Below are 26,408 nucleotides of genomic sequence, written 5' to 3'. Positions count from 1 at the left end.
CTGTGAAAGTAGGTCATCGTCAGGCTTTTATACCGCAAAGCCCCTGCAGAGTCTCTCTGCAGGGGCTTTGTCTTGGGTAAAACCAAAGCAAGACCAACGATATCGCCCGCTGCGCAACCGCGCGCCGCGGGGCCCCGGGCCGCCTGCAGCAGGCGGCCTTGGACGCCACCCCTAGAACAGCTTCCCGAGCTGGTCGATCAGCACACAGGCTGCGCCGCGTGGGGGCCTTGCTTTCGGGCGCCGGATCGCCCGGAATCGGCTCAAGATCCAATTACTGCCTGTGAAAGCAGGTTAGAATGAAATCCACTTGAACAGCGGCGCGCAGGCGCTCCCAGCAGGAGGTTTCATGACTCAAGGCGAAGATACCCCCGATACCGACAAAGGGCTGACGCAACGTCAGCTCATTCATCTGATGTATGCCTTGTTCGCGGTGGGGATTCTCTCTGCGGGATTCCTGGGGGCTGCCGCCGTCGCGGCTGTCGTCCTGGCCTATCTGAAACGAGGCGACATGGTGGGCACGGTCTATGCCGGCCACATCGACTGGATCATCCGTACGTTCTGGTGGGGCCTGCTGTGGCTGGTACTCAGCGCCCTGGCCGCGTTCATCTTCGTCGGCTTCGTCACAGGCGTGGTGGCCATGGTCTGGATCATCTATCGCCTGGCCAAGGGCTGGCTGGCGCATTGCGCCGGAGAAACCCCGCTGCCGGGGTTGTAGCCCCAGATGAGGCAGCGGCCGGATATCGGCCTGCTCGTCCGGTGCGGGCGCCCCGTGGGATCGCCCGCCGTCGAGTCCGGGCGGACCCGACCCGAATTCCGCTTATTTCAGATGCTGGCTGACCAGTTTGGTCAGTTCGAACATCGATACCTGGTCTTTGCCAAACAGGGGACGCAGTTTGGCATCCGCATTGATGTTGCGGCGATTTGCCGGGTCTTGCAGGTCGTGCTTCTTGATGTAGTCCCAGATGCGCTTGGTCACTTCGGTGCGGGGAACGGCGTCTTTGCCGATAACCGCGGCCAGGGTGGCGCTAGGCGTCAGGGGCTTCATGAAAGCCGCATTGGGCTTGCGTCCGGATTTTTCGGTGGTTGCCATGAATACAGGCTCCTACTTGATTGAGTGAATAGCCCCCGAAGCTTACCGCGTGTTTCCCTCAAAGACAAAGCGAAGCCGTGAAAAATTTTTAAGGAATGTAGTCTGTGACCCAAGAGAGCCACTTCACCCGTTCGCCCTCCGCGCCTCCGGCGACCCTGCAGCCTGGGTCGGCCCGCGATGCGGGCGGCCCGCGGACCCTGACGCTGACGCGCCCCGATGACTGGCATCTGCATCTGCGCGACGGGGCCGTGCTGCAAAGCGTGGTCCTGGATTCCGCCCGGCAATTCGGCCGCGCCATCATCATGCCGAACCTGAAGCCGCCCGTCGTGACCACGGCGGATGCGCAGGCCTATAGGGACAGAATCCTGGCGGCCCTGCGCCAGGCAGGGGTGCCGGATGGCGCCTTCCAGCCTTTGATGACGCTGTACCTGACCGACAATACGCCCCCGGAGGAAATCCGCCGGGCCAGGCAGTCCGGCCTGGTCCATGGCGTGAAGCTGTATCCCGCCGGGGCCACGACGCATTCCGATGCCGGCGTGACGGATTTGCTGAAGCACTGCCGCGCCGCGCTGGACGCCATGCAGGATTGCGGGATGCCCTTGCTGGTGCACGGGGAAGTCACGGACCCGGACGTCGACCTGTTCGACCGTGAGGCGGTCTTCATCGATCGGGTGATGCGGCCGCTGCGGCAGGCGTATCCGGCCCTGAAGGTCGTTTTCGAGCACCTGACGACAGCCGATGGGGTGGCCTATGTGCGCGAGGCCTCCGGACCGGTCGCGGCGACGATCACGGCCCACCATCTGCTGTACAACCGCAATGCGCTCTTCAAGGGCGGCTTGCGCCCCCATTGGTATTGCCTGCCGGTGCTCAAGCGCGAACGCCATCGGCTGGCGCTGGTCGATGCCGCCACCAGCGGCGATGCCCGGTTTTTCCTGGGAACCGACAGCGCGCCCCATTCGCGGGGCGCGAAAGAGCAGGATTGCGGTTGCGCGGGCTGCTATACCGCCCGTCACGCCATGGCCCTGTATGCCGCAGCCTTCGAGGCCGCTGACCGCCTGGACAGGCTGGAAGCCTTTGCCAGCCTGAACGGGCCGGCTTTCTATGGCCTGCCGCCCAATGAGGGCGTCCTGACGCTGGAGCGGGTGCCGGAACGGATTCCGGATGCGCTGCCGCTGGCCGGTGACGAGGTCGTTCCTCTGGCGGCGGGCGAGTCCCTGGCCTGGCGGCTGCAGGCCAGGTAGGATCGGCCGGGCGCGGGGTTCGATGCCGGGCCCGGCCGTCGGATCGGCAGGCGCGCGATCACAGCTGCTCAGTCGCCGCGCTTTTCTTCCAATGCGGCCCAGCGTTCGAACAGCGCGTCGAGGCGCTCACCGACCGTCGCCAGCGCCTGCTGGATGCGTTCCGCCTCGGCGGATCCGTCGCGGTACAGGTCCGGCGCGGACAGGGCGGCTGCCCATTGCGCCTGCTCGGCTTCCAGCGCGGCGATGCGGTCCGGCAGGCCGTCCAGTTCCTCGGCCTCCCAGGGGGCCAGGCGGTTCTTGCGAGCCCGGGCTGGCTGGCCGGCCGGCGCGGGGGCGTCCGCCAGGTCGGGCGCGGCGGCCTTGCCGGATTCCCCGGACGTCGTTGCCGCACGGGCTGCGTCGGCCCCGCCCGGTTCGGAGCGCGGGCGCTGGGCTTCCCATTCGGCGTAGCCGCCCACGTATTCCTGCCAATGCCCCTGGCCTTCGGCGGCGATGGTCTGGGTGACGACATTGTCCAGGAAACTGCGGTCGTGGCTGACCAGCAGCACGGTCCCCGTATAGTCCTGCAAGAGGCTTTCCAGCAGTTCCAGCGTGTCGATGTCCAGGTCGTTGGTGGGTTCGTCCAGCACCAGCACGTTATGGGGCTGGGCGAACATGCGGGCCAGGGCCAGGCGGGCGCGTTCGCCTCCCGACAGGCTGGACACCGGGGAATGCGCGCGGGCGGCCGGGAACAGGAAGTCCTCCAGGTAGCTCATGACGTGCTTGCGCTGCCCGCCGATCTCCACCCATTCGCTGCCCGGGCTGATGGTGTCGGCCAAAGTGGCGGATTCGTCCAGGCGGTCGCGCATCTGGTCGAAATAGCCGATGGAGAGATTGGTGCCCAGGCGCACCGCGCCCTGGTCCGGCTGCAGTTCGCCCAGCAGGATGCGCAGCAGCGTGGTCTTGCCGGCGCCGTTGGGGCCGATCAGGCCGATCCGGTCGCCGCGCAGGATCAGGGTGCTGAAGTCGCGAATCAGGGTATGGCCGCTGTATCCGTGCGTGACGTTCTGGAGTTCGGCCACCTGCTTGCCGGAGCGCTGGCCGTCGGCCAGGGCGAAGCGGACCTGCCCCTGCTGGTCCCGGCGGGCGGCGCGTTCGCGGCGCAGGGCTTCCAGGCGTCGGACGCGGCCTTCGTTGCGGGTGCGGCGGGCTTCGACGCCCTTGCGGATCCAGACCTCTTCCTGGGACAGAAGCTTGTCGAAGCGGGCGTTGGCCTGTTGCTCGGCTTCCAGCCATTGGGCCTTGCGGGCCTGCCAGGCGGAAAAGTTGCCCGGGAAGCTGAACAGCTGGCCGCGATCCAGTTCGATGATGCGGGTGGCGACAGCGTCCAGGAAGCGCCGGTCGTGGGTGATCAGCACGATGGTCAGGCGGGACTTGGCCAGCAAGTCTTCCAGCCAGGCGATGCCGGTGAAGTCCAGGTGGTTGGTGGGCTCGTCCAGCAGCAGCAGATCGGGTTCCTCGACCAGGGCGCGGGCCAGGGCCACCCGTTTGCGGGTGCCGCCCGACAATCCGGCGATGAGCAGGTCGGGGTCCAGTCCCAGGGTGTCGATCAGGGCCGCCGCCCGGGCGCTGCGCGACCAGTCTTCCGAGGCCAGCATGTCGCCGCTGAGGACCTGCAGGACCGTCTGGTCTTCGGGCAGCTCGGGTTCCTGTTCCACCGTGGCGATGCGCAGGCCCTTTTGCCGGCGGATCTCGCCGTCGTCCAGCAGGGTGCGGCCATCCAGGATGCGCAACAGGGACGATTTGCCCGCGCCGTTGCGGCCGATCAGGCCGATGCGTTCCCCCGCCAGGAGCGCCAGGTCGGCATGGTCGAGCAGGGGATGGTGTCCATAGGCCAGCTGGGCCTGGTTCAGGGCGAGAATCGTGTCGGGCATAAGGGCGGAACGGGGATCGGAGAGGTCAGGGCGACGGCCGGCCGGCAAGGACATTGCGGCGGGCCACCCCCTATTGTCGCAGTTTGACGGTGGCGCTGCCCGCGCCGACGCCGTTGCGTAGTGGGGCGCGGCTTGCCGTACAATGCCGGGGCGGGGCAGATCGGGCAATCGCGGTGCCAAGGCATCGAGGAAGGTCCGGACTCCATCGGGCGCGATAGCGGCTAACGGCCGTCCGGCGATCCCTACGGGGCAAGCCGAGGAATAGGGCCACAGAGACGAGTCTGCCACGCGGGTGCCGCTTTCGGGCGGCACTCCGGTACGGCCACTCCGTACTGCCTGCCGGCCTGGCCGCGCAGGGCGTGGCAGGGTGAAACGCGGCAACCTCTATCGGGAGCAACATCAAATAGGCATGCGCCGGCTTCGTGCCGACAGGGCGGCCCGCCCGAGCATGCGGGTAGATGGCTAGAGCGATCCAGCAATGGATCGACCAGAGGAATGATTGCCCGCCGGGGCGACCCGGCGTACAAAATCCGGCCTATAGATCTGTTCCGCTTCTTTCACGACGCCACCTCGCGTATCCGGGGCGCATGCCGGCCGCGAGGCGGGCGGCCATAGGGAATTATGCGCATACGGCCGCCGCGCCGGCTGTGATACTCTGGCAACACCTTTCGAACCGACGGCCTGTGCAGAAGCACGTGGCAGGTACGCCGGCGGGATTCCCACCCTGGAAATCCAGCAGGAGACATCGGTGACAGATTCGACAGCATCATCCCTGTCGGGGCCTTCCGACAATCAGCAATCCCCATTGCTCGAAGTCCGGGATCTGGCGAAAAGCTTCGGCGGCCTGCGGGCCGTGGACCATTGTTCCTTTCAGGTGCAGCGCGGCACCATCACGGGGCTGATCGGCCCCAATGGCGCGGGCAAGACCACCGTCTTCAACCTCATCACCGGATTCATTCCGCCCGATTCGGGGCGCATCGTGCTCGATGGCCAGGATATCGGCCACTTGCGTCCCGACCAGATTTTCGCCCGCGGCCTGTGCCGCACCTTCCAGATCCCCCGCGAACACGGCACCATGAGCGTCCTGGAAAACCTGATGCTGGTGCCGGCGGGCCAGTCGGGGGAACACTGGTGGAATGCGATGCTGCGCCCAGGGCAGGTGCGGGCGGAAGAATCCCGCAATCTGCTCAAGGCCCGCGAAGTCCTGGACTACCTGCAGCTGACGCACGTGCAGCACGAATATGCGGCCAATCTGTCGGGCGGCCAGAAAAAGCTGCTGGAAATGGGGCGGATGCTGATGGCCGATCCGCAGATCATCCTGCTCGACGAGCCTGCTGCCGGGGTCAACCGCACCTTGTTGCAAAGCATCATCTCCAACATCCAGGCCCTGGCGCGTGATCGCGGCATCACGTTCCTGCTGATCGAGCACGACATGAACATGGTCATGAGCCTCTGCGACCCCGTGATTGTCATGAGCGACGGCCGCAAGCTGGCCGAGGGCGACCCCGAATCCGTGCGCAGCAATCGGGCTGTGCTGGAAGCCTACCTGGGAGGGCAATATGCCGCTGCTGCAGGTTGATGCCGTGACCGCGGGATACGGAGACACCGAGATCCTGCGCAGCCTGTCCATCGAGGTCGAGTCCGACGAGGTCGTTTCCATCATCGGGCCCAATGGGGCGGGCAAATCCACCTTGATGAAAACCATCTTCGGGCTGCTGCATCCCCGCCAGGGGTCGATCAGCTTCGATGGCCATGACATCACCCAGGTGGCTCCCCATCGGATCGTGCGCCTGGGCATGTGTTACGTCCCGCAGGTGGCCAACGTCTTCACGTCGCTGACCGTGGAAGAAAACCTGGAAATGGGCGCGTTCCCGCTGGGCAAGGCGGACCTTGCCGATCACAAGGCCCGCGTCTATGACATGTTTCCGAAACTGCGGCAGCGCCGTCGGCAACTGGCGGGCAAGATGTCAGGCGGGGAACGGCAGATGGTCGCCATGGGCAGCGCCCTGATGATGAATCCCAAACTGCTGCTGCTCGACGAGCCCACGGCGGCCCTGTCGCCCAAGCTGGTGGACGAAATCTTCGAGCGCATCGCGCGCATCAATGAAACCGGCATTGGCGTGCTCATGGTCGAACAGAATGCCCGGCAATCCTTGAGCATGGCTCATCGCGGCTATGTCCTGGCCAATGGCGAGAACCGTCACGAGGGTTCCGGCCGCGATCTGCTCGACGACCCCAATGTCGGGCGTCTCTATCTGGGGGGGTGAACCGATGGTCGATTCAGCGCAGTCCGCAGTCTCTGAAACACCCCTGGATTCCCCGACCGCCGCCGTCGACGCGCGGGATACCGGAGGCGCGCGCAGCACCCGCTTCGTCGGCGGCGTGCTGGCGCTGGTGTTGGCCGGCATGTGGGTCGCCGGCTGGCTGTCCGGGACGAATGCCCAGGAAATGCTGTCCCTGACGGCATGGGGCGTGATGCTGGGCGGCATCATCGCGCTGGGGGGCATCGGCCTGACCCTCTGCTATGGGGTCCTGAAATTCCCCAATTTCGCCCATGGGGAATTCCTCACGCTGGGGGCCTACGTCACCTACGGCGTGGTGCTGACTCTGCCGCAGTCCAATCCGATCTGGCGCTTTTCCTTCGGGTGGGAACTGCTGGTCGGCCTGGCGTTGGCGGCGGTCGTCACCGCCATCGTGGCCATCGTGATCGACCGGCTGCTGTATCGTCCCTTGCGCAAGCACCAGTCGCCGCTGGTGCTGCTGGCCATGGCGTCGCTGGGCATGGAATTCCTGCTGCGCGGCATCGTCTATCTGATCTGGGGGTCGGATTTCCACTTTTACTATTCGGGGCGATCCAATCCCGCGCTGTCCCTGCCTCTGGGGCTGCGCCTGCAGGCCGATCAGTTGTTCGTCTTCGCCCTGGCCCTGATCCTGGTGGTCCTTCTATATTGGATGCTGACGCGCACGCGCATCGGCAAGGCCATGCGGGCGACCGCGGACAACCCCGATCTGGCCCAGGTGCGCGGCATCAATACCGAGCAGGTCATTGCCTGGACCTGGGCCATCGGGGCCGCGCTCGCCTCCGTCGGCGGCGTCATGTACGGCCTGGCGTCCCAGATGCGCCCGGACATGGGTTTCGTGTTGCTGCTGCCGCTGTTTGCCGCCGTCATCATGGGGGGGATCGGCAGCGCCTGGGGCGCCCTGGTCGGCGCCATCATCATCGGGGTGGCCATGCAATTGACCTCGGCCTTCCTGAATCCGGCCTACGGGCCGGCCGTCGCGTTCATTCTGATGGTCCTTGTGCTGCTGATGCGGCCCCAGGGGCTGTTCGCTCAACGCTAGGAAACCTCGCCATGGATTCTGCGCACCTGCTCAAAGCCTGCTTCCTGCTGGTCCCCGCTTTCTTGTTCGGGTGCCTGCTGTTTTCCCGCCAGCGCTGGCTGATGCGGTTGCCGGCAGCCATCGTGCTGGGGGGCGTGCTGGCTTTCGGGGTCGCGGGGTGGTTGCCGGGCGTGATGGATTACCTGGTGTCCTTTTGCATCATGGCCACGATCTACTCGATCCTGTCGCTGGGCCTGAATGCGCAATGGGGGTATAACGGCCATCTGAATTTCGGGATCGCGGGCTTCTTCGCCGTGGGGGCCTTCACCATGGCCCTGTTCGTCACATTGCCGCCCTCGGGCGCCATGGCCGCCTATGCCCAGCAATGGTTCGGCCTCGGCGCTCCCTTCCTGGTGGGGGTCGTCGCGGCGGGCATCGTTTCAGGGGTGGTGGGCTATTTGATCGCCCAACCGATCCTGCACCTGCGGGCGGATTTCCTGGCGATCGCCACCCTGGGCATCGCCGAGATCATCCGGCTCATCTTCCAGAACGAACGCTGGCTGGCCAATGGGCCTCAGCCGCTGTCGGGCATTACGCAACCCCTGTCCTGCGTGTTCGACACGGGCGGCTGCGCCTGGCTGCCCGACGCCGTGGGCCGGGCCTTGTCCACGCTGCAGCCCCGGGATTACAGCTATCTGTACCTGGTCATCGTGACGCTCAGCCTGGCGGTGGTGTATATCGTGCTGGAAGCCATGGTGCGGTCTCCCTGGGGGCGGGCATTGCGCGCGGTCCGGGACGAGGAAGAATCGGCGGCGATGAATGGCAAGCACGTCAAATCGCTGCGGGTCCAGTCCTTTGTGCTGGGCGCGGTCGTCATCGGCGTGGCGGGGGCCCTGTATGCGCCCTACATGGTGACCATCGACTACAGCCACTTCAAGCCCCTGTTCGCCACGTTCCTGGTCTGGGTGATGCTCATGCTGGGGGGCAGTGGCAACAACAAGGGCGCGATCCTGGGCGCGTTCGTCATCTGGGCGGTCTGGAGCGGCACCGGCTTCGTCACCGATTACCTGCAGGTGGCCCTGCAGGGGGTCGCGCCCGATGTGGCGTCGCGGATGTCCTTCTTGCGCTGGGCCTTCGTGGGCCTGCTGCTGGCCCTGATCGTGCTGTTCCGGCCGCAGGGCATCCTGCCCGAGAAAAAACGCGTGTCCCGGTTCTTGCGGGACGTGCCGGAAGACTGATCCAGCGCCCGCCGGGAAAGCCGGCGCGGGCATCGGACGCAACGATGCCGGATTGCGCCGCGTCCCAGAGCCCCGGGCTCATCCCCCAAGGGCGGCCTCGCGGCGGCCCTGCAGCAAGCAAACAAAAGGCCTGAGCCCGGTATCGGGCTCAGGCCTTTTTCGCGTCGCGGCGCGTGGGTCAGCTGGCCGGGATGTCCTTGGCGGCGACCATCTTGACGGTTTCGATCTTGTCGCCCGAGTACTTCCAGATGTTGACGGGCGTGATGACGTCGCCATTCTTGTCGAAGTCGCAGGGGCCGGCCACCCCGTTGTAGTTGATCTTCTTCCCGGCTTTCAAGGCCTTCAGCATGTCGGTGACGCGGCCCTGGTCGCCGCCGTCGATCATGTCCCCCGGCGGGTTGGCGACCTTGCGCAGCTCATCGCGCAGGACCGTGCCCGTGATCTTCGAGGCGTCCGTGGCGCCTGCGGCCACAGCAGCCGCCATGGCCAGCCCCGCCACCAGGCCGGCATCGTAAGAGCATGTGGTGAAGGGCGGGAAGTGATCGTATTTGTACGTGGACAGGTAGACCTTGGAGAAGTCCTTGTAGGACTGCGTGCTGGTGTCTTCGCCGGGAGCCGTGCCGTAGAGGCCGTCCATGTTCTTGGCGCCGACTTCCTTGATGATGTCGATGCTGGCGTTGCCGTCGGTGAACTGCCACTTCGTGAAATTGAAGGTGTCGCGGGATTCCTTGCAGATGGCGATGGTGTGCGCCGGATAGCTGACGATGAGCAGCAGGTCGGGCTTGTCCTTCAGGGCCTGCGACAGCATGGATTTGTAGGTGGGCTGGACTTCCTCGGGGTGGGGGACCTGCGCCAGGACCGTGCCCCCGCGTTTCTTGAAGGCGTTGGCGAAGGCGTCGGCCAGACCTTGCCCGTATGGGTTGTTGATGTAGATGGTCGAGACGCGCTTGAACTTGTAGTTCGGATCGATTTCGCCGTTGACGAACTGGGCCGCCACGACGCCCTGCATGGCGTCGGATGCGCTGGTGCGAAATAGCAGGTCGGCCTTGGCGTCGGCGGGCAGCACGCTGACCAGCGGCGAGGTGGTGCCGTTGCCGATCTGCAGTACCCCGGCGGGAATGGTGACCGACGTGGCGATGGCGACCGTGACCCCGCTGGACCAGCCATTGATGATGACCGGCGTGTGCTGGGTGTCGACCATCTGCCGGGCCGCCTGGACGCCCACGGTGGGCAAGGTTGCGCTGTCGGCCGTGACGTGGTGGGCGATGATGGGGCCGCCGAAGACTTCCTTGGCGGCGGTGTTGATCTGGTTGACGGCCAGCCCGACCGCATCGCGATAGTAGGGGCCGAATTCCGCAGCCGAGCCTGTCATGGGCAGCACCTGGCCCAGGTTGATGGCGGGAGGCGTCCCCGCCGCGAAGGCGCGGGCGAAGGGCAAGGTGTTGCTGAGCGCCAGCGAACCGCCGGCGAGCCCCAATGTGGTCAGGAACTGGCGGCGGGATGCGGGATGGGATGGGTGATCCGACATGAGGAGACTCCTTTTGGTTGGCTAGCACGAGACAGGCAAACACGGAAAAGGCTCGGATGCTTTCGAGTCTGGCACCTTGGGTGCCGGTACTGCTGCCCGAGGTCGGGCATTATTTCATTACATCGGCTGGCAGGACCCCTGTCAATCAGGGATTGGCGCAGGTTCCATCGGGGCGCCGGACGGCGGCTGGAAACCCTCTTGGTGATAAAGGACTTTCAGTTTGGTTTGCAATCCATTGATTTTTCAGCGATTTATTTATAGGCCAATTGTTAAAATTAGTTGTAAGTGCTTGTTGTCATTGAAGAAATTTCGATTTTCTCCTTGACCGGCTTTCAGGTATCCCGTAGAGTGGGGCGAAGTAGATTTTTGTGTCATGAAGTGGGAGAACCTCCTCGTGTTTCAGGGAAGCAGCGCGTTGACCTTGGATGCCAAGGGCCGGATGTCGATTCCGGCCCGGTATCGTGACGCCCTGCTGGCCGAGGAACAGGGATGCCTCACTCTGACCCGCCACCCCGATGGGTGTCTGATGCTGTATCCGCGCGCCACCTGGGAAATCAAACGCGCCCAGATCGCCGCCCTGCCGGCGGTGGCGCGGCCCTTGCAGCGCTTGCTGCTGGGCAGCGCCCAGGATGTCGAAATGGACAGCGCGGGCCGCATCCTGGTGGCGCCGGAATTGCGCGATGCCGCCGGGTTGGCACGCGATGTCATGTTGCTGGGCCTTGGCTCGCATTTCGAGCTGTGGGACCGCGAGCAGTGGGAAGCCCGCAGCCTGCAGGATGTGAGCCAGCTGGATCCGGCCATTCTTGAGCAGATTTCTTTCTGAGTCCCGCCCATGGCGTATTCCCACCGTACCGTTCTGCTGGAACCGGCTATCGACGCATTGTTGAGCCCCGTGTTCGGCCGCGGTTCGGGGGCATCGCAGGCGCCGGCGCTCGATGGGGTGTATGTCGACGGAACCTTCGGCCGGGGCGGTCACAGCCGCTTGCTGCTGCAGCGCCTGGCGCCGCAGGCCCGCCTGCTGGTCTTTGACAAGGACCCCGAAGCCATTGCCGTGGCGCAGGACCTGAGCCGGGCGGACGCCCGCGTCCAGGTCGTGCACGACGGCTTTGCCACCTTGGCGGAGCAGCTCGACCGCCTGGCTATTCCCGCCGTGGATGGCGTCTTGCTGGATCTGGGCATCTCGTCGCCCCAGATCGATGATGCAACGCGGGGGTTTTCTTTCATGCACGATGGTCCGTTGGACATGCGCATGGACACGACGCGGGGGCAGACGGCCGCCGACTGGCTGGCCGAAGCCGACCAGGAACAGATCAAGGAGGTCATCGCACATTATGGCGAAGAACGGTTTGCTTTCCAGATTGCAAAGGCGATTGTTGCGGGCCGCCAATCCCGGCCGTTGCGCACCACGGGCGAATTGGCCCAGCTCGTCGCCGGTGTCGTCCGTACGCGCGAAAAGGGTCAACACCCGGCCACAAGGACCTTTCAAGCTATACGGATTCACATCAATGCGGAACTTGCGCAGCTCGCGCACACCCTCCCGGCCGCTTTGAGCCATCTGCGGCCCGGGGGGCGGCTGGTGGTGATCAGCTTCCATTCCCTGGAAGACCGCATGGTCAAGCAATGCCTGGCGGCCGCCGCCAGGCCGGGCCAGGCGCAGGCCCGACTGCCCATTCCCGAAAAAGACATGCCCCGGCCCTGGGTGACGTTGCTCGGTCGCGTCCAGGCTGACGACGCCGAAGTGCGGGACAACGTGCGTTCGCGCTCGGCCGTGTTGCGGGTGGCGCAGCGCACCGATGAGCCCTTGTCGCCGACGCAGGCCGCCGCCCTGGTGCGCCTGCCCGGACAAGCGCCGGCCCGGCGCGGCGGGAGGCCATCCCGATGATCCGGATCACGCTGGTTCTGGCCTTGCTGCTGATGGCGTCCGCCATCTCCCTGGTGACGGTGCGCTTCCAGACCCGCGAATTGTTCGTGGCCTCGGAACGCCTGAAGTCGCAAGCCCACGAGCTGGATACGGAGTGGCGCCGCCTGCAGCTGGAGCGGGCCGAGCTGGCGCGTAATGCCCGCATCGATTCCTTGGCCCGCACCGAACTGCACCTGGTCCCCGTGACGCCGGATCGCACGATCTATCTGCAGGAACCGGCGGCGGGGCGGACACCGGCGGGGGGGCGGCCATGAAGCGGTTCGGCTTCCATGAAAGCCCCGTCCTGTCCACGCGCCCGGCCTTCTGGCGCGCGCGCCTGGTCGTGATCGTGCTGATGCTCGGCTTCGTCGCGCTGGCGGCCAAGGCGTTGAATCTGCAGATCCTGTCCAACGAATTCCTGCAGCGCCAGGGCGAACGCCGCTACGAGCGCACGTTGGTGCTGCCGGCGTCGCGGGGCAAGATCTTCGACCGGAACGGATCGGTAGTGCTGGCATCCAGCGTGCCGGCCCGGGCCATCTGGGTGATTCCGGAAGATTTCCACAAGGCCTCGGACGAACAGGTCGGCGCGCTGGCCAATTTGCTGGGTATGAAGGCGGACGACATCCGCCAGCGCACTCGCGACGAGGACAAGAATTTCGTCTACCTGCAGCGCCAGGTGGCGCTGGATGTGGCCGACCAGATTCGCCGCCTGAAGATTCCCGGTGTGCAGCAGTTGCCCGAAACGCGCCGCTATTATCCGGAAGGCGAGGTCATGGCGCATGTCGTGGGCTTCACCAATATCGAAGACCGGGGCATCGAAGGCATCGAATTGGCCTTCAATGATCGCTTGTCCGGTCAGCCGGGGTCGCGGCGCGTCATCAAGGACCGGTTGGGGCGGGTCGTGGAAGACGTCCAGGCCGTGGTGCCTCCGGTCGACGGGCAGAATCTGCAGTTGTCCATCGACGCCGGTATCCAGTTCGACACGTATACCGCCCTGAAGGCCGCCCTGGAACAGCACAAGGCGCGCGCCGGCGCGGCCATCGTCCTGGATGCCCGCACAGGTGAAATCCTGGCCATGGTCAATCTGCCGTCCTATGACCCCAACGATACGCTGCAGCGCACCGGGCAGGCCCTGCGCAACCGGGTCATGACCGATACCTTCGAGCCCGGGTCGATCATGAAGCCGTTCACCGCGGCGTTGGCGCTGGACGAAGGCAAGATCACCACGAGCACGCGCTTTGACACTGGCAATGGCCGCTACCGCTATCAGGGCGCCTTGATTTCCGATGTCGGGCATTACGGGGTGTTGAACGTGGGCGGCATCATCCAGCATTCCAGCAATGTGGGCATGACGATGATTTCGGAATTGCTCGACTCGCGGGACATGTGGACGAAGTTTTCCGAATTGGGCTTCGGCCGTGTGCCGCAGACGAATTTTCCGGGCATGGCATCGGGACGTCTGCGCCCCTGGCAGCGGTGGCGCCCCATCGAGCGCGCCACCATGGCTTATGGCTATGGCCTGTCGGTGTCGCTGATCCAGGTGGCGCATGCCTACACGGCCTTTGCGCGCAATGGCGACATGGTGTCCCTGTCGCTCCTGCGGCGCGAGGGGCAGCCCACCAGCGTCCAGGTGTATTCCCCCCAGGTGACGCAACTGATGCGCGGCATGCTGGAAGCCGCCGCCGGGCCGGACGGGGCCCGCCGTGCCCAGGTGCAGGGCTACCGGGTGGCGGGCAAGAGCGGGACGGCCCGCAAGATCGTCAACGGGCAGTACAGCAAGACCAAATATCGGGGGTCTTTCGTGGGATTGGCTCCCGTGTCCGATCCCCGCGTCGTGGTGGCCGTGTCGATCGATGAACCGAGCGCGGGGGGGTATTATGGCGGCGCCGTGGCCGCACCCGTATTTTCCGATATTGTTTCCAGTACCCTGCGCCGTCTTGGGGTACGGCCCGATGCTCCGGTGGATTCCCTGGTGGCTGTGGCGGATCAGGGGGGGCGCACACGATGAATACGATAGACATTCTGACCTGGCTGGACGAGCGGGTCGAGCGCCAGGCGGATCTGTGCCTGGATTCCCGGCAGGTTCGCCCGGGCGATGTGTTTTTTGCCTGTCCCGGGATCGCCACCGATGGCCGCGCCTACATGGATCAGGCGGTGGCGGCTGGCGCGGCGGCGATCGTCTGCAGCGCCGGCGGTTCGCAGGCGCTGCCCGGACAGATTCCGGTCCTGGCCGTGGACGGCCTGAACGCCCTGCTGGGTGAAATCGCCCATCTCTGGTACGGACGGCCGTCCGACGCCCTGGCCGTGATCGCGGTCACGGGCACCAATGGCAAGACCTCGACCACGCGCTGGCTGGCCGACGCCCTGAATGCCGAAGACATGCCCTGCGGCACGGTGGGCACCCTGGGGGTGACGCTGGCCGACGGCCGCAATCTGGGCGGCGTGCTGACGACGCCCGATGTGCTGACCCTGCACCGCAGCCTGGCTGCCATCGTGCGTGCGGGCGGGCAGGCGGCCGCGATCGAGGCCTCGTCCATCGGCATCGAGCAGGGGCGCCTGGATGGGGTGCGCATCCAGGTGGCCGGATTCACCAACCTGACACGCGATCATCTGGATTATCACGGCACCGTCGAACGCTACAAACAGGCCAAGTTCGCCCTGTTCTCGCGGGCCGGCCTGCGCAGCGCCGTCATCAATGCCGACGATGCCGCCGGCATGGAACTGCTGGCCGGCGCGGCGCCGTCCGGGCACCGGGTAGGCTACAGCCTGCAAGGCGGCCAGCCGGCGGCTTTCCGGGCCGAGGACATCCAGCATGGCGCCGATGGCCTGGTCTTCAATCTGGTGACGCCCGACGGGCGCGCTCAGATTCTGACCCACCTGGTGGGCGAGCACAATATTTCCAATCTGCTGCTGGTGGCGGGGGTTCTGCGCGAGCTGGGCTGGGGCCTGAGCCGTATTGCCCGGTCGCTGGCGGTGCTGCATCCCGTGCCGGGACGACTGCAGGTGGTTTCGGCCATGAGCGGCGCCAGCGCCGCCCGGCCGCAGCCGCTGGTGGTGGTGGATTACGCGCATACGCCCGATGCGCTGGAGCGCGTGCTGCTGGCCTTGCGTCCGGTGGCGCAGGAACGCGGCGGGCGGCTGCTGTGCGTGTTCGGCTGCGGCGGCGATCGCGATGTCGGCAAGCGTCCTTTGATGGGCGCGGCGGCCGCGCGGTTGGCGGATGCGGTCGTGGTGACGACGGACAATCCGCGCACGGAAGCGCCCGATGCCATCATCGAGGCCATCGTGGCGGGCATGCCGGTCCGCCCGACCGTGCAGGCGGACCGGGCCAAGGCCATTCTGGACACCATCTGGCGGGCGGGCGAGCGCGACGTCGTGCTGCTGGCCGGCAAGGGGCATGAAACCTATCAGGAAGTCCAGCACGCGCGCAGCGCCTTCGACGATCGGGAATGGGCCCGTTTCGCATTGAGCTGGCAACAGGGCGCCGCGCTGTCCACGGATACGCGCAGCCTGCCGGCCGGCGCTTTGTTCCTGGCCCTGCGGGGGGAACAGTTCGACGGCCACGATTATCTGGATGCCGCCGCGCAGGCGGGCGCGCGCGCCGCTATCGTGGCGCAAGCCGTGCCTCAATCCGCGCTGCCGCAGATCGTGCTGGGCGACACCCATCAGGCCTTGATCCGCATCGCCACTGTGTGGCGCGGGCTGTTCGATCTGCCGGTGATCGCCGTGACCGGCAGCAACGGCAAGACCACCACCAAGGAAATGATCAGCGCCATCCTGGCCGCCTGGTGGGGGGAGGAAGGGCGTCTGGCGACACGGGGCAATTTCAACAATGACATCGGCCTGCCGTTGACGGTCCTGCGCTTGCGCAGCCATCATCGCGCCGCTGTCCTGGAACTGGGGATGAATCATCCCGGCGAAATCTCCGTGCTGGCGGCCATTGCCCAACCCACGGTGGCGCTGGTCAACAATGCCCAGCGCGAGCACCAGGAATTCATGAGTTCCGTCGACGCGGTGGCGCGCGAGAACGGCGCGGTGTTGCAGGCCTTGCCCCCCGACGGCGTGGCTGTCTTCCCGGCGGACGAGGCCTATGGCGGTTTGTGGCAGGAACTGGCCGGCGATCGGTCCGTGCGGCGTTTCGGCTTCGCCGAGACCGCGACTGTCCATGCCGCGCAGATCCGCGCGGGGACCGACCGCACCGAATTCCGCCTGCACGTGGGCCGCGATGCAGCCGCCGTCACCTTGCATGCTCCGGGGCGGCACAATCTGCGCAATGCCCTGGCCGCGGCCAGTTGCGCCAGCGCGGCGGGAGCCCCGCTGACGGCCATCGTGGCAGGGCTGACGGCCTTTGCGCCGGTGGGCGGCCGGATGCGGCCGGAGGCGCTGGCCGACGGCTTCCAGCTCATCGACGATACCTACAACGCCAATCCCGATTCCGTGCGGGCGGCCATCGATGTGCTGGCGGGCCTGGATGGCCGGCGCATTCTGGTGCTGGGCGACATGGCCGAGGTCGGCGATCAGGGGCCGGCCATGCATGCCGAAGTCGGGGCTTATGCCCGGCAGTGCGGGGTGCACGTGCTGCTGACGTTGGGAACGGCCTGCCGCGAAGCGGTCCGGGCCTTCGGCGACGGGGCTCAAGCCTTCGACACGCTCGATGCCCTGCTGCCCGTGCTGCTGGCCGCCCGGCCAGCGCACATTCTGGTCAAGGGCTCGCGCAGCATGCGCATGGAGCGCGTGGTGCAGTCCCTGCATGCCAACGGCGCCGCCGAGGAGGGCCATCATGCTGCTTGAACTGGCGCGCTGGCTGGCCGATCACCACTTCCGCGCCTTCGGCGTGGTCGAATACATTACGTTCCGGGCCTTGCTGGCCTCCGCGACCGCCTTGGCCATCGGCCTGCTGGCCGGTCCCTGGCTGATTCGCCGTTTGACGGCCCTGAAGATCGGCCAGGCGGTGCGCAGCTACGGGCCGCAGACCCACCTGCAGAAAAACGGCACGCCCACCATGGGCGGGGCCTTGATCCTGATCGGCATCGGCATCAGCACCCTGTTGTGGGCCGACTGGACCAACCGCTTCGTCTGGGTGGTGCTGCTGGTGACGTTCGGCTTCGGCTGGATCGGCTGGGCCGATGACTATCGCAAGGTCGTGCACCACGACCCGGAAGGCATGCCTGCCCGCCAGAAATTCTTCTGGCAGGCGCTGATCGGCGCGGTGGCGGCCGTCTATCTCAGTTTCGCCGTCGCGGTGCCGGCCAACACCGACCTGTGGCCGCTGTTCCGCGATTGGGTGCTCAGCGGCTTTTCGATGCCCCTGCCGGCGCGGGCCGACCTGATCGTGCCGTTCTTCAAGTCCGTCAGCTATCCCTTGGGGGTGTTCGGCTTCGTGGCCCTGACCTGGCTGGTGATCGTGGGCACCAGCAATGCCGTCAACCTGACCGACGGTCTGGACGGCCTGGCCATCATGCCGACGGTGATGATCGGTTCGGCGCTGGGGATTTTCGCCTACGTCGTCGGCCGCGTGGACTATTCCAAATATCTGTTGTTCCCCTACATTCCCGGCGCCTCCGAACTGATGGTGCTGTGCGCCGCCATCGCGGGGGCCGGGCTGGCGTTCCTGTGGTTCAACACGTACCCCGCCCAGGTGTTCATGGGCGACGTCGGCGCCCTCGCGCTGGGCGGCGCCTTGGGCACCATCGCGGTGATCGTGCGCCAGGAAATCGTGCTCTTCATCATGGGGGGCGTGTTCGTGGTGGAAACCCTGTCGGTGATGCTACAGGTCAGTTGGTTCAAATACACCAAGAAACGATACGGCGAAGGACGGAGAATCTTTCGCATGGCGCCGCTGCACCATCATTTCGAGGTCAGCGGCTGGAAGGAAACCCAGGTGGTGGTCCGTTTCTGGATCATCACCATGATGCTGGTCCTGATCGGGCTGTCGAGCCTGAAGCTGCGATGAGCGCCGCCTACCAATTCCCCTCTCTGCGCCGCGACGGCCTGACCCTGATCCTGGGGTTGGGGGAAACCGGCGTCGCCGCCGCCCGCTGGTGCGCCGCCCAGGGTGCATCGTTGCGCGTGCTGGATACGCGCGCCGAGCCCGGCGGGCTGGCCGCCCTGCGGGATGCGGGGATTGTCGCCGATCTGCATCTGGGGCCGCAGGCTCTGGATGCCGCCGCCCTGGATGGCGTGGGAACGCTGGTGCTCAGCCCGGGGTTGAATCCGCGTGACGAACCGGTCGCCAGCTTGCTGGCCGCCGCCCGCGCGCGCGACATCGATGTCCTGGGGGAGATCGAGCTCTTCGCCCGGGCGCTGGCGGACCTGCGGCCGCAGGGTTACACGCCTGCCGTGCTGGCCGTCACCGGGACGAACGGCAAGACCACCGTCACATCGCTGACGCGCCATCTGGCGCAGGGCTGCGGAATGCGGGCGCGGGCTGCGGGCAACATCAGTCCGGCCGCCCTGGGCAGCCTGCTGGAGGCCTTGCAAAACGACGATCTGCCGGACGTCTGGGTGCTGGAACTGTCCAGCTTCCAATTGGAAGCCACCCGTTCACTGATGGCCGATGCCGCCGTGGTGCTGAACGTCACCCAGGATCATCTGGACTGGCACGGCACCATGCAGGCCTATGCCGCCGCCAAGGCGCGGCTGCTGGACATGGCGAAGGTGCGCGTCGTGAATCGCGCCGATGCGCGGGTGCGCGCGATGGTCCAGGATCTGGCCGCCCCAGACGTGCGCAGCTTCGGCGCGGATGCGCCTGCGCTGGCGGGCGATCTGGGGCTGTTGATTCAGCATGACCTCGCCTGGCTGGCGTCGGCGCCGGCCGCCGAGACGGATCCCGCCGCGCCGCGCCGCAAGACGCGGCAAGCGGCTGAAACGCCGGCCCGGCCTCAGGCTGCGGCGCAGGCGCTGATGCCCGCCGACGCCCTGCAGATCCGGGGCCGGCACAATGCGCTCAATGCTTTGGCAGCCCTGGCTCTGGGCGCCGCCATCGGGCTGGACTGGGCCCGCATGCTGCATGCCTTGCGCGACTATCGCGGCGAGGCGCATCGCACCGAATTCATCCAGACCATTGCCGGGATCGATTTCATCGACGATAGCAAGGGCACCAACGTGGGCGCCACCCTGGCCGCCCTGCAGGGCCTGGGGCGCCCGGTGGTGCTGATCGCCGGCGGGCTGGGCAAGGGCCAGGACTTCTCTCCCCTGGCGGGGGCGGTGCGCGCCCATGCGAGGGCCGTGATGCTGATCGGCCAGGACGGCCCTCTCATCGGCCAGGCCCTGGCCGGGTGCGACGTGCCGCTGGTGGCTTGCGAGACGCTGGAGCAGGCCGTGCGCGAAGGCCTGGAACAGGCCCTGCCGGGCGATGCCGTGCTGTTGTCGCCGGCGTGCGCCAGCATGGACATGTTCCGTAATTACGTCCACCGCAGCGCGTGCTTCGTCGAGGCCGTGCGCGATCTGGCGTCGGATCGGGGGGAGGTCGCATGAGCGTGATCGCGGATCTCAGCGCCAGCCTGAATGCCGTGCGGCCGGGACGCACGACCATGCCGACGGTGGACGTCAGCCTGATCGTCGCGATCAGCGCCCTGGTGCTGTTCGGCCTGCTGATGGTGTATTCCGCGTCGATCGCGCTGGCGGACGGGCCGCGCTACGAAAGCTATGGCCGCTTTTATTTCGTCGGGCGCCACGCGGTCTTCATTCTCGTCGGCCTGCTGGCCGCCCTGTTCACGGCCAGCGTGCCGATGAGGGTCTGGCAGAAACTGGCGCTGCCGCTGTTCGCCCTGGCGCTGCTGATGCTGCTGGTGGTGCTGGTGCCCGGCATCGGGCGCGAGGTCAACGGCGCGCGCCGCTGGCTGCCGCTGGGGCCGCTGAATTTCCAGCCTTCGGAATTGATGAAATTCGCCGTGATTCTCTATGCCGCGGATTACGTGGTGCGCAAGCAGGCGCACCTGCAGGGGTTCCTGCGCGGCTTCCTGCCCATGGCGATGGCCCTGGCGCTGCTCGGCCTGCTGCTGCTGATGGAACCTGATCTGGGGGCCTTCATCGTCATCGGCGCGATCGCCGTCGGGGTGCTGTTCATCGGCGGCATCAATCTTAAATTGTTCACCACCCTGCTGACGGCGGTGATGTCGTGTTTCCTGCTGCTGATCTGGCTGTCGCCGTGGCGCAGGGAACGCCTGTTCGTCTATCTGGATCCCTGGAACCCGGACAACGCCTATGGCAGCGCCTATCAGCTGTCCCATTCCCTGATCGCCCTGGGGCGCGGCGAATGGTTCGGCGTGGGCCTGGGCGCCAGCATCGAGAAGCTGCACTACCTGCCCGAGGCCCATACCGACTTCATCGTGGCCGTGATCGGCGAGGAACTGGGTTTCGTCGGGGTGATGTGCCTGGTGGCAGTCTTCGTCTTCATTGTCTTGCGCGGGTTTGAAATCGCCCGCAAGGCCATGGTGCTGGACCGTGTGTTCGACGGCCTGGCCGCCCAGGGGGTCGCTTTGTGGATGGGCGTGCAGGCCTTCATCAACGTCGGCGTGTGCCTGGGGCTGCTGCCGACCAAGGGCCTGACCCTGCCGCTGGTCAGCTACGGCGGCTCGGGCATCGTGCTGAATCTGGTGGCGATCGCCTTGCTGCTGCGCGTGGATTACGAGACGCGCTGCATGATGCGGGGGAAGCGGCGATGACACAGCCTGTGATCCTCATCATGGCGGGCGGCACGGGCGGGCACATCATGCCGGGGCTGGCCGTGGCCAAGGCGCTGCAGGCCCTGGGGTGGCAGGTGCTGTGGCTGGGCAACCCGGACCGCATGGAAGGGCGCCTGGTCCCCGCGCAGGACATTGAATTGCTGCCCCTGCGTTTTGGCGGGGTGCGCGGCAAAGGCCCGCTTGCCTTGTTGAAATTGCCGTTCACGCTGGCGGCCGCCTGCCTGCAGGCCCGCCGGCTGTTGCGCCAGCGTCGTCCGGACGTGGTGCTGGGCATGGGCGGGTATGCCGCCGTGCCCGGCGGGCTGATGGCCCGCCTCGGCGGAATCCCCCTGGTGATTCATGAGCAGAATGCGGTGGCGGGGTCCGCCAACCGGCTGCTGGCGCGCCTGGCGGCCCGGGTGCTGACCGGCTTTCCGGGCGCCTTGCCGACGGCCTTGATGGTAGGCAATCCGGTGCGCGGGGATTTGCTGGCGGTCGAGCCGGCGGCCCAGCGCTACGCGGTTCGCCAGGGACCGCTGCGCCTGCTGGTGCTGGGCGGCAGCCTGGGCGCGGCTCGCATCAATGAACTGGTGCCCGAGGCCCTGGCGCGGATGCCGGCCGACCGCCGTCCGCAGGTCCACCATCAGGCCGGCGAACGCCACGCGGATGCCGTGCGCCAGCACTATGACCGTCTGGGGCTGCAGGCGCAGGTGTCCGCCTTCATCCAGGACATGGCGCAGGCCCTGGCCGAGACCGATCTGGTGATCTGCCGCGCGGGCGCCATGACGGTGGCCGAAGTCGCGGCCGTCGGGGTGGCCGCGGTCTTCATTCCGTTGCCTCATGCCATCGACGACCACCAGACGGCCAACGCCCGTTATCTGTCCGAATGTGGCGGCGGCTGGCTGATGCCGCAGGCCGATCTGGACGCGGGCCGCCTGGCCGACTGGCTGTCGGCCTGCGAGCGCCCGGAACTGGCCGCCGTGGCTGTCCACGCCCACGAACATGCAAGCTTGAACGCTACGCAGCTGATTGCCGAAGCCTGCGTCCATACCAAAGAGGAATCGGCATGAAACACCGGATACGCAACCTTCACTTCGTCGGTATCGGGGGCGCCGGGATGAGCGGCATCGCCGAGGTCCTGCTGAATCTGGGGTATGCCATCAGCGGGTCCGACGTGCAGGAAACCGCCGTCACCCGACGCCTGGCCGCTTTGGGCGCGCGGGTCGCCATCGGCCATGCGGCCGAACATATCCAGGGGGCCGGGGCCATCGTCACGTCCACCGCCATTCATGCCGACAATCCGGAAGTCCTGGCCGCCCGCGCCGCGCATATTCCCGTGGTGCCCCGCGCCTTGATGCTGGCCGAATTGATGCGCCTGAAGCGCGGCATCGCCGTGGCCGGCACGCATGGCAAGACCACCACCACCAGCCTGGTCGCCAGCGTGCTGGCGGCCGGCGGCCTGGATCCGACCTTCGTGATCGGCGGGCGGCTGAACGCCGCCGACGCCAACGCCCGGCTGGGCCAGGGAGAATACATCGTCGTCGAGGCCGATGAATCCGATGCGTCCTTTCTGAATCTGTTGCCGGTGATGGCCATCGTCACCAACATCGATCTTGACCATATGGATACCTATGGTCATGACGTGGCGCGCCTGAAAAGCGCCTTCGTCGAGTTCACCCAGCGTCTGCCGTTCTACGGCAGCGCGGTGCTGTGCCTGGATGACTCCAATGTGCGCGAGATCATCCCCTTCGTGTCGCGCCCCATCACCACCTACGGCATCGATATGCCGGCCCAGGTGCGGGCGCATGACTTGCGCGCCGAGGGCGCCACGATGGCGTTCACCGTGGAGCGCCAGAGCCTGCAGGGCGCCTTGCCGCCGCTGGCGGTGCGCCTGAACCTGCCGGGCCGCCACAATGTGCTCAATGCCCTGGCGACGATCGCCGTGGCGACCGAGCTGGGCGTGCCCGACGACGCCATCGTCGAATCCCTGGCGCAGTTCCGGGGGGTGGGGCGGCGCTTCACGCAGATCGGCAATTTTCCTGTGTCGGAGCGCAGTGGCGGCGGCACGTATGCCGTCGTCGACGACTACGGCCACCATCCGGTGGAGATGGCCGCCACCCTGGCCGCCGCCCGGGGCGCCTGGCCGGACCGCCGGGTAGTGCTGGCATTCCAGCCGCACCGCTATACGCGGACACGCGACTGCTTCGAGGATTTCGTGCGCGTCCTCAGCTCGGCGGACGCGGTCCTGCTGACCGAAGTCTATCCGGCCGGCGAGGCGCCGCTGATCGCCGCCGACGGCCGGGCGCTGGCCCGGGGGTTGCGCGTGGCGGGCAAGGTCGAGCCGGTCTTCGTCGAGCAGGTGGCCGACATGGCCGGCGCCATCCAGGATTTCGCCCGTGACGGCGATGTGGTGATCATCATGGGGGCCGGGTCCATCAGCCGGGTCCCCGCGCAATTGGGGAGCCCGCTATGAACCAGACCTTCGGCCGGGTGGGCGTGCTGTATGGCGGGCTGTCCGCTGAAAGGGAAGTCTCTCTGATGTCGGGGGCGGGCGTGTGCGCGGCCCTGCGCGAGTCCGGGGTGGACGCCCATCTCTTCGATACCGGGCGCCAGAGCATGGCCGAACTGGCTGCCGCCGGTTTCGACCGGGTCTTCATCGCCCTGCATGGCCGTTTCGGCGAAGACGGCACCATCCAGGGAGCGCTGGAGTTGCTGGGCATCCCCTATACGGGCAGCGGGCTGCTGGCATCCAGCCTGGCGATGGACAAGATCGCCACCAAACGCCTGTGGCTGCAGCACGGTCTGCCGACGCCGCGGTTCGCCGTGCTGGATTGCCAGGCCGATCCGGCGGCGCTGGCCGGGGAATTGGGCTTGCCGCTGATCGTCAAGCCGCCGCATGAAGGGTCCACGCTGGGCGTGACCCGCGTGCAGTCGGCCGACCAGCTGCCAGAGGCCTTGGCGCTGGCCTGCCAGCATGACGAACAGGTGCTGGCCGAACAATTCATCCAGGGGCGCGAACTGACCGTGCCGGTGCTGGGCCGCGGCGACGACGCCAGGGCCTTGCCGATCATCGAGATCATCGCTCCCCAGGGCAATTACGACTACGAGCACAAATACGTGTCCAACGACACGCGGTACGTCTGCCCCGCCGATTTGCCCGAGGCCTTGAGCCGGGAGATCCAGGATCTGTCGGTGCGGGCCTATCGCGCGCTCGGTTGCGAGGGCTGGGGCCGGGCGGATCTGATGCTGGATGCGCAGGACCGGCCCTGGCTGCTGGAAATGAATACGTCCCCCGGCATGACCAGCCATTCGCTGGTGCCGATGGGGGCCAAGGCCCTGGGCATGAGCTACGCCCGGTTGTGCATCGAGATTCTGGCGACGGCGCGCTGCAAAGTGCGCCGCCCCGCCGGCCACTAGGAGCCCCATGTGTTCGCGGACGCCCGTCTGACCAATCTGATCGCCAATCTGCTGGCTTTGCTGGCGGTATTGGCCATGGTCGCGGGCGCCCTGACCTGGGTGGTCCGGCGTCCCTATTTCTCGATCCAGCAGATCCAGCTGGCTCCGATGGCCGGCGCCAATCTGCAATACGTCAGCCCCACCAGTCTGCAGACGGCGCTGGCGGGTCAGGTGCGGGGCAATTTCTTCCTGTTGAACCTGGATCAGGTGCGCCGCCGCATCGAGACCGTGCCCTGGGTGCGGCATGCGGCGATCCGGCGTGTCTGGCCGTCCACCTTGCTGGTGCGCATCGAGGAACAGCAGCCCCTGGCGCTCTGGAACGAAAACCAGATGATCAATACCTGGGGCGAGGCCTTTACCGCCAACCCCGGCGAATTGCCGGACGACCTGCATTTGCCGCAATTGAACGGGCCCGGCAATTCCGAACGCCTGGTCGTGCAACGCTACGCCGAAATCGCCCGCTGGTTCGCGCCTTTGGGCCTGAGCGTGCGCGAGGCCACGTTGTCGCCGCGCTATGCCTGGGAAGTGTCCCTGTCCGACGGCGTGCGGCTGACGCTGGGCCGCGATCCGGCCGCCGACGTGGCCGACCCGCATGGCCGTTCCGGGGCATTGCCCTTTGCCGCCCGCATTGAACGTTTTGTCCAGGCATGGCCGGCCCTGTCCCAGCGCCTGGGCAACCGAATGATCGCCAGTGCCGATTTGCGCTATCCGAACGGATTCGCCATCACGCTGGCCCCTGAAACCTCTGCTTCTTCACGATCGCCCAAACCATGACCCGTGACATCAAAGACCTGATCGTTGCACTCGATATCGGCACCAGCAAAGTGGTGGCCGTCGTGGCCGAGATTTTGCCCGACGGCGGCTTCGAAGTGCTGGGCCTGGGCCAGCACGAGTCCGAAGGGATGCGCAAGGGCGTCGTCGTCAACATCGAGTCCACCGTCAATTCCATCCAGCGGGCGCTGGAGGAAGCCGAATTGATGGCCGACTGCAAGATCCGCGAGGTCTATACCGGCATCGCCGGCAGCCACATCACCAGCTTCAATTCCAGCGGCATGGTCGCGGTCAAGGACAAGGAAGTCACCGCGACCGACGTGGCCCGCGTGATCGAGACGGCCAAGGCCGTCAACATTCCCACGGACCAGCAGGTGCTGCATGTGCTGACCCAGGAATTCATCGTGGACGCCCAGGAAGACATCCGCGAGCCCATCGGCATGAGCGGCATGCGCCTGGAAGTGCGCGTGCACATCGTCACGGGGGCCGTCAGCGCCGCCCAGAACATCGTCAAGTGCGTGCGCCGCTGCGGCCTGGAAGTGCAGGACTTGATCCTGCAGCCGCTGGCCTCCAGCCTGTCGTGCCTGACGGCCGACGAAAAGGAACTGGGCGTGGTGCTGGTGGACATCGGCGGGGGCACCAGCGACATCGCCATCTACACCGGCGGCGCGATCCGCCATACCTCGGTCATTCCCATCGCCGGCGACCAGGTCACCAGCGACATCGCGGCCATGCTGCGCACGCCCACGCCGGATGCCGAGGAGATCAAGCTGCGCTACGGCGTGGCCAAGCAGATCCTGGTCGATGCCGAGGAAATGATCGAAGTGCCGGGCCTGGGGGATCGCCCCAATCGCAGCGTCAAGCGCCAGGCCCTGGGGGCGGTGATCGAGCCGCGCATGGAGGAATTGTTCGGATTCGTGCAGCAGGTGGTGCGCGAGTCCGGTTATGAGGAACTGCTGTCGTCCGGGGTCGTGCTGACCGGCGGGACGGCGCTCATGCCGGGCATGGTCGAGCTGGCCGAGGACGTGTTCCTCAAGCCGGTGCGGGTGGCCGTGCCCATGTATGAAGGCAGTCTGGCCGACGTGATGCGCAATCCGCGCTTCGCGACGGTGATGGGTTTGCTGACCGAGGCCCGCATGCAGCGGGCGCGCGGTCGCAAAGTGGCGCAACAGAAGGGGGCAGTCAAGTCCATTCTGACGCGCATGAAGGAGTGGTTCATGAACTGACCCGCCGTCAGGCGGGCAGCCATGGATCATCAGGGGATTGTTCTGTTTTTCCGTATGT

At 66.4% G+C, this 26,408-nt stretch carries 22 protein-coding genes and 1 other RNA gene; 20 read left to right on the top strand and 3 right to left on the bottom strand.

Annotated features, from left to right (window positions below; translation table 11 throughout):
- Positions 1 to 346: 346 nt before the first annotated feature.
- On the top strand, positions 347 to 715 hold the full coding sequence (locus WBG56_RS07990; RefSeq protein WP_424267028.1) for a DUF4870 family protein: 369 nt from the start codon (positions 347 to 349) through the stop codon (positions 713 to 715).
- Positions 716 to 817: 102 nt separating this feature from the next.
- Here the strand turns inward: WBG56_RS07990 and WBG56_RS07985 are convergent, their stop codons facing one another.
- Positions 818 to 1,090: an SWIB/MDM2 domain-containing protein gene (locus WBG56_RS07985; RefSeq protein ID WP_424267026.1), complete on the bottom strand. Its 273-nt coding sequence runs from the start codon at positions 1,088 to 1,090 to the stop codon at positions 818 to 820.
- Between the two features lie 155 nt (positions 1,091 to 1,245).
- Here WBG56_RS07985 and pyrC point away from each other — a divergent pair, with 155 nt between their 5' ends.
- Complete coding sequence (gene pyrC, locus WBG56_RS07980; protein WP_424267042.1) at positions 1,246 to 2,331, top strand: dihydroorotase; 1,086 nt, start codon at positions 1,246 to 1,248, stop codon at positions 2,329 to 2,331.
- A 68-nt stretch (positions 2,332 to 2,399) separates the two neighbouring features.
- On the opposite strand, the gene WBG56_RS07975 is transcribed toward pyrC, so the two are convergent.
- Positions 2,400 to 4,244, bottom strand: coding sequence for an ABC-F family ATP-binding cassette domain-containing protein (locus WBG56_RS07975; RefSeq protein ID WP_424267024.1), 1,845 nt, complete (start codon positions 4,242 to 4,244; stop codon positions 2,400 to 2,402).
- Positions 4,245 to 4,396: 152 nt separating this feature from the next.
- Here WBG56_RS07975 and rnpB point away from each other — a divergent pair.
- The 5 genes from rnpB (at position 4,397) to WBG56_RS07950 (ending at position 8,803) form a co-directional block, all read left to right on the top strand.
- An RNA gene (rnpB, locus tag WBG56_RS07970) (RNase P RNA component class A) lies at positions 4,397 to 4,798 on the top strand.
- Positions 4,799 to 4,992: 194 nt separating this feature from the next.
- Positions 4,993 to 5,823, top strand: coding sequence for an ABC transporter ATP-binding protein (locus WBG56_RS07965; RefSeq protein ID WP_424267022.1), 831 nt, complete (start codon positions 4,993 to 4,995; stop codon positions 5,821 to 5,823).
- A complete protein-coding gene (locus WBG56_RS07960; protein WP_424267020.1) occupies positions 5,804 to 6,511 on the top strand; it encodes an ABC transporter ATP-binding protein in 708 nt (235 codons plus the stop codon). The genes WBG56_RS07965 and WBG56_RS07960 overlap by 20 nt, the downstream gene beginning before the upstream one ends.
- A gap of 4 nt (positions 6,512 to 6,515) precedes the next feature.
- Positions 6,516 to 7,586, top strand: coding sequence for a branched-chain amino acid ABC transporter permease (locus WBG56_RS07955; RefSeq protein WP_424267018.1), 1,071 nt, complete (start codon positions 6,516 to 6,518; stop codon positions 7,584 to 7,586).
- A gap of 11 nt (positions 7,587 to 7,597) precedes the next feature.
- Positions 7,598 to 8,803, top strand: a complete 1,206-nt coding sequence (locus WBG56_RS07950) for a branched-chain amino acid ABC transporter permease (RefSeq protein ID WP_424267016.1) — start codon at positions 7,598 to 7,600, stop codon at positions 8,801 to 8,803.
- A 178-nt stretch (positions 8,804 to 8,981) separates the two neighbouring features.
- On the opposite strand, the gene WBG56_RS07945 is transcribed toward WBG56_RS07950, so the two are convergent.
- Positions 8,982 to 10,331, bottom strand: a complete 1,350-nt coding sequence (locus tag WBG56_RS07945; protein WP_424267014.1) for an ABC transporter substrate-binding protein — start codon at positions 10,329 to 10,331, stop codon at positions 8,982 to 8,984.
- Positions 10,332 to 10,725: 394 nt separating this feature from the next.
- Between WBG56_RS07945 and mraZ the strand changes: the two genes are divergently transcribed.
- Genes mraZ through ftsA form a run of 13 tightly spaced genes read left to right on the top strand, consistent with a single transcriptional unit; the run spans position 10,726 to position 26,350 of the window.
- Positions 10,726 to 11,154, top strand: coding sequence for a division/cell wall cluster transcriptional repressor MraZ (mraZ, locus tag WBG56_RS07940; RefSeq protein ID WP_424267012.1), 429 nt, complete (start codon positions 10,726 to 10,728; stop codon positions 11,152 to 11,154).
- Positions 11,155 to 11,163: 9 nt separating this feature from the next.
- Complete coding sequence (gene rsmH / locus WBG56_RS07935) at positions 11,164 to 12,213, top strand: 16S rRNA (cytosine(1402)-N(4))-methyltransferase RsmH (RefSeq protein WP_424267010.1); 1,050 nt, start codon at positions 11,164 to 11,166, stop codon at positions 12,211 to 12,213.
- Positions 12,210 to 12,506, top strand: coding sequence for a cell division protein FtsL (ftsL, locus tag WBG56_RS07930; RefSeq protein ID WP_424267008.1), 297 nt, complete (start codon positions 12,210 to 12,212; stop codon positions 12,504 to 12,506). Before rsmH ends, ftsL begins: the two co-directional genes overlap by 4 nt.
- Positions 12,503 to 14,239 (top strand): peptidoglycan D,D-transpeptidase FtsI family protein, encoded by a 1,737-nt coding sequence (locus tag WBG56_RS07925; RefSeq protein ID WP_424267006.1) that lies wholly within the window; start codon positions 12,503 to 12,505, stop codon positions 14,237 to 14,239. Before ftsL ends, WBG56_RS07925 begins: the two co-directional genes overlap by 4 nt.
- Positions 14,236 to 17,022, top strand: coding sequence for a bifunctional UDP-N-acetylmuramoyl-L-alanyl-D-glutamate--2,6-diaminopimelate ligase MurE/UDP-N-acetylmuramoyl-tripeptide--D-alanyl-D-alanine ligase MurF (gene murF / locus WBG56_RS07920; protein WP_424267004.1), 2,787 nt, complete (start codon positions 14,236 to 14,238; stop codon positions 17,020 to 17,022). The genes WBG56_RS07925 and murF overlap by 4 nt, the downstream gene beginning before the upstream one ends.
- On the top strand, positions 17,012 to 18,184 hold the full coding sequence (gene mraY, locus WBG56_RS07915; RefSeq protein WP_424267002.1) for a phospho-N-acetylmuramoyl-pentapeptide-transferase: 1,173 nt from the start codon (positions 17,012 to 17,014) through the stop codon (positions 18,182 to 18,184). Before murF ends, mraY begins: the two co-directional genes overlap by 11 nt.
- The gene (murD, locus tag WBG56_RS07910; protein WP_424267000.1) at positions 18,181 to 19,707 is read left to right on the top strand and encodes a UDP-N-acetylmuramoyl-L-alanine--D-glutamate ligase; all 1,527 of its coding nucleotides are present in this window, start codon (positions 18,181 to 18,183) and stop codon (positions 19,705 to 19,707) included. The genes mraY and murD overlap by 4 nt, the downstream gene beginning before the upstream one ends.
- Positions 19,704 to 20,897 (top strand): putative lipid II flippase FtsW, encoded by a 1,194-nt coding sequence (ftsW, locus tag WBG56_RS07905; RefSeq protein WP_424266998.1) that lies wholly within the window; start codon positions 19,704 to 19,706, stop codon positions 20,895 to 20,897. The genes murD and ftsW overlap by 4 nt, the downstream gene beginning before the upstream one ends.
- A complete protein-coding gene (gene murG, locus WBG56_RS07900) occupies positions 20,894 to 21,967 on the top strand; it encodes an undecaprenyldiphospho-muramoylpentapeptide beta-N-acetylglucosaminyltransferase (RefSeq protein ID WP_424266996.1) in 1,074 nt (357 codons plus the stop codon). Before ftsW ends, murG begins: the two co-directional genes overlap by 4 nt.
- Positions 21,964 to 23,370 carry a UDP-N-acetylmuramate--L-alanine ligase gene (murC, locus tag WBG56_RS07895; RefSeq protein ID WP_424266994.1) on the top strand — a complete coding sequence of 469 codons (1,407 nt, stop codon included), beginning with the start codon at positions 21,964 to 21,966 and terminating at the stop codon, positions 23,368 to 23,370. Before murG ends, murC begins: the two co-directional genes overlap by 4 nt.
- On the top strand, positions 23,367 to 24,314 hold the full coding sequence (locus WBG56_RS07890; protein WP_424266992.1) for a D-alanine--D-alanine ligase: 948 nt from the start codon (positions 23,367 to 23,369) through the stop codon (positions 24,312 to 24,314). Before murC ends, WBG56_RS07890 begins: the two co-directional genes overlap by 4 nt.
- Positions 24,315 to 24,323: 9 nt before the next feature.
- Positions 24,324 to 25,127, top strand: coding sequence for a cell division protein FtsQ/DivIB (locus tag WBG56_RS07885; protein WP_424266990.1), 804 nt, complete (start codon positions 24,324 to 24,326; stop codon positions 25,125 to 25,127).
- Complete coding sequence (gene ftsA, locus WBG56_RS07880; protein ID WP_424266988.1) at positions 25,124 to 26,350, top strand: cell division protein FtsA; 1,227 nt, start codon at positions 25,124 to 25,126, stop codon at positions 26,348 to 26,350. The genes WBG56_RS07885 and ftsA overlap by 4 nt, the downstream gene beginning before the upstream one ends.
- Positions 26,351 to 26,408 lie beyond the last annotated feature (58 nt).

This window comes from Castellaniella sp. (assembly GCF_049671645.1).
Lineage (GTDB): Bacteria > Pseudomonadota > Gammaproteobacteria > Burkholderiales > Burkholderiaceae_B > Castellaniella.
The sequence above is the reverse complement of the archived record's forward strand: the minus strand, read 5'-3'. Positions and strand labels throughout refer to the sequence as shown.

Bases quoted from the DNA above. Each gene is read 5' to 3' on its own strand.
- WBG56_RS07990 (WP_424267028.1), top strand. From the start codon at position 347: ATGACTCAAGGCGAAGATACCCCCGATACCGACAAAGGGCTGACGCAA.
- WBG56_RS07985 (WP_424267026.1), bottom strand. From the start codon at position 1,090: ATGGCAACCACCGAAAAATCCGGACGCAAGCCCAATGCGGCTTTCATG.
- WBG56_RS07975 (WP_424267024.1), bottom strand. From the start codon at position 4,244: ATGCCCGACACGATTCTCGCCCTGAACCAGGCCCAGCTGGCCTATGGA.
- WBG56_RS07960 (WP_424267020.1), top strand. From the start codon at position 5,804: ATGCCGCTGCTGCAGGTTGATGCCGTGACCGCGGGATACGGAGACACC.
- WBG56_RS07955 (WP_424267018.1), top strand. From the start codon at position 6,516: ATGGTCGATTCAGCGCAGTCCGCAGTCTCTGAAACACCCCTGGATTCC.
- WBG56_RS07950 (WP_424267016.1), top strand. From the start codon at position 7,598: ATGGATTCTGCGCACCTGCTCAAAGCCTGCTTCCTGCTGGTCCCCGCT.
- WBG56_RS07945 (WP_424267014.1), bottom strand. From the start codon at position 10,331: ATGTCGGATCACCCATCCCATCCCGCATCCCGCCGCCAGTTCCTGACC.
- rsmH (WP_424267010.1), top strand. From the start codon at position 11,164: ATGGCGTATTCCCACCGTACCGTTCTGCTGGAACCGGCTATCGACGCA.
- ftsL (WP_424267008.1), top strand. From the start codon at position 12,210: ATGATCCGGATCACGCTGGTTCTGGCCTTGCTGCTGATGGCGTCCGCC.
- WBG56_RS07925 (WP_424267006.1), top strand. From the start codon at position 12,503: ATGAAGCGGTTCGGCTTCCATGAAAGCCCCGTCCTGTCCACGCGCCCG.
- murF (WP_424267004.1), top strand. From the start codon at position 14,236: ATGAATACGATAGACATTCTGACCTGGCTGGACGAGCGGGTCGAGCGC.
- mraY (WP_424267002.1), top strand. From the start codon at position 17,012: ATGCTGCTTGAACTGGCGCGCTGGCTGGCCGATCACCACTTCCGCGCC.
- murD (WP_424267000.1), top strand. From the start codon at position 18,181: ATGAGCGCCGCCTACCAATTCCCCTCTCTGCGCCGCGACGGCCTGACC.
- ftsW (WP_424266998.1), top strand. From the start codon at position 19,704: ATGAGCGTGATCGCGGATCTCAGCGCCAGCCTGAATGCCGTGCGGCCG.
- murG (WP_424266996.1), top strand. From the start codon at position 20,894: ATGACACAGCCTGTGATCCTCATCATGGCGGGCGGCACGGGCGGGCAC.
- murC (WP_424266994.1), top strand. From the start codon at position 21,964: ATGAAACACCGGATACGCAACCTTCACTTCGTCGGTATCGGGGGCGCC.
- WBG56_RS07890 (WP_424266992.1), top strand. From the start codon at position 23,367: ATGAACCAGACCTTCGGCCGGGTGGGCGTGCTGTATGGCGGGCTGTCC.
- ftsA (WP_424266988.1), top strand. From the start codon at position 25,124: ATGACCCGTGACATCAAAGACCTGATCGTTGCACTCGATATCGGCACC.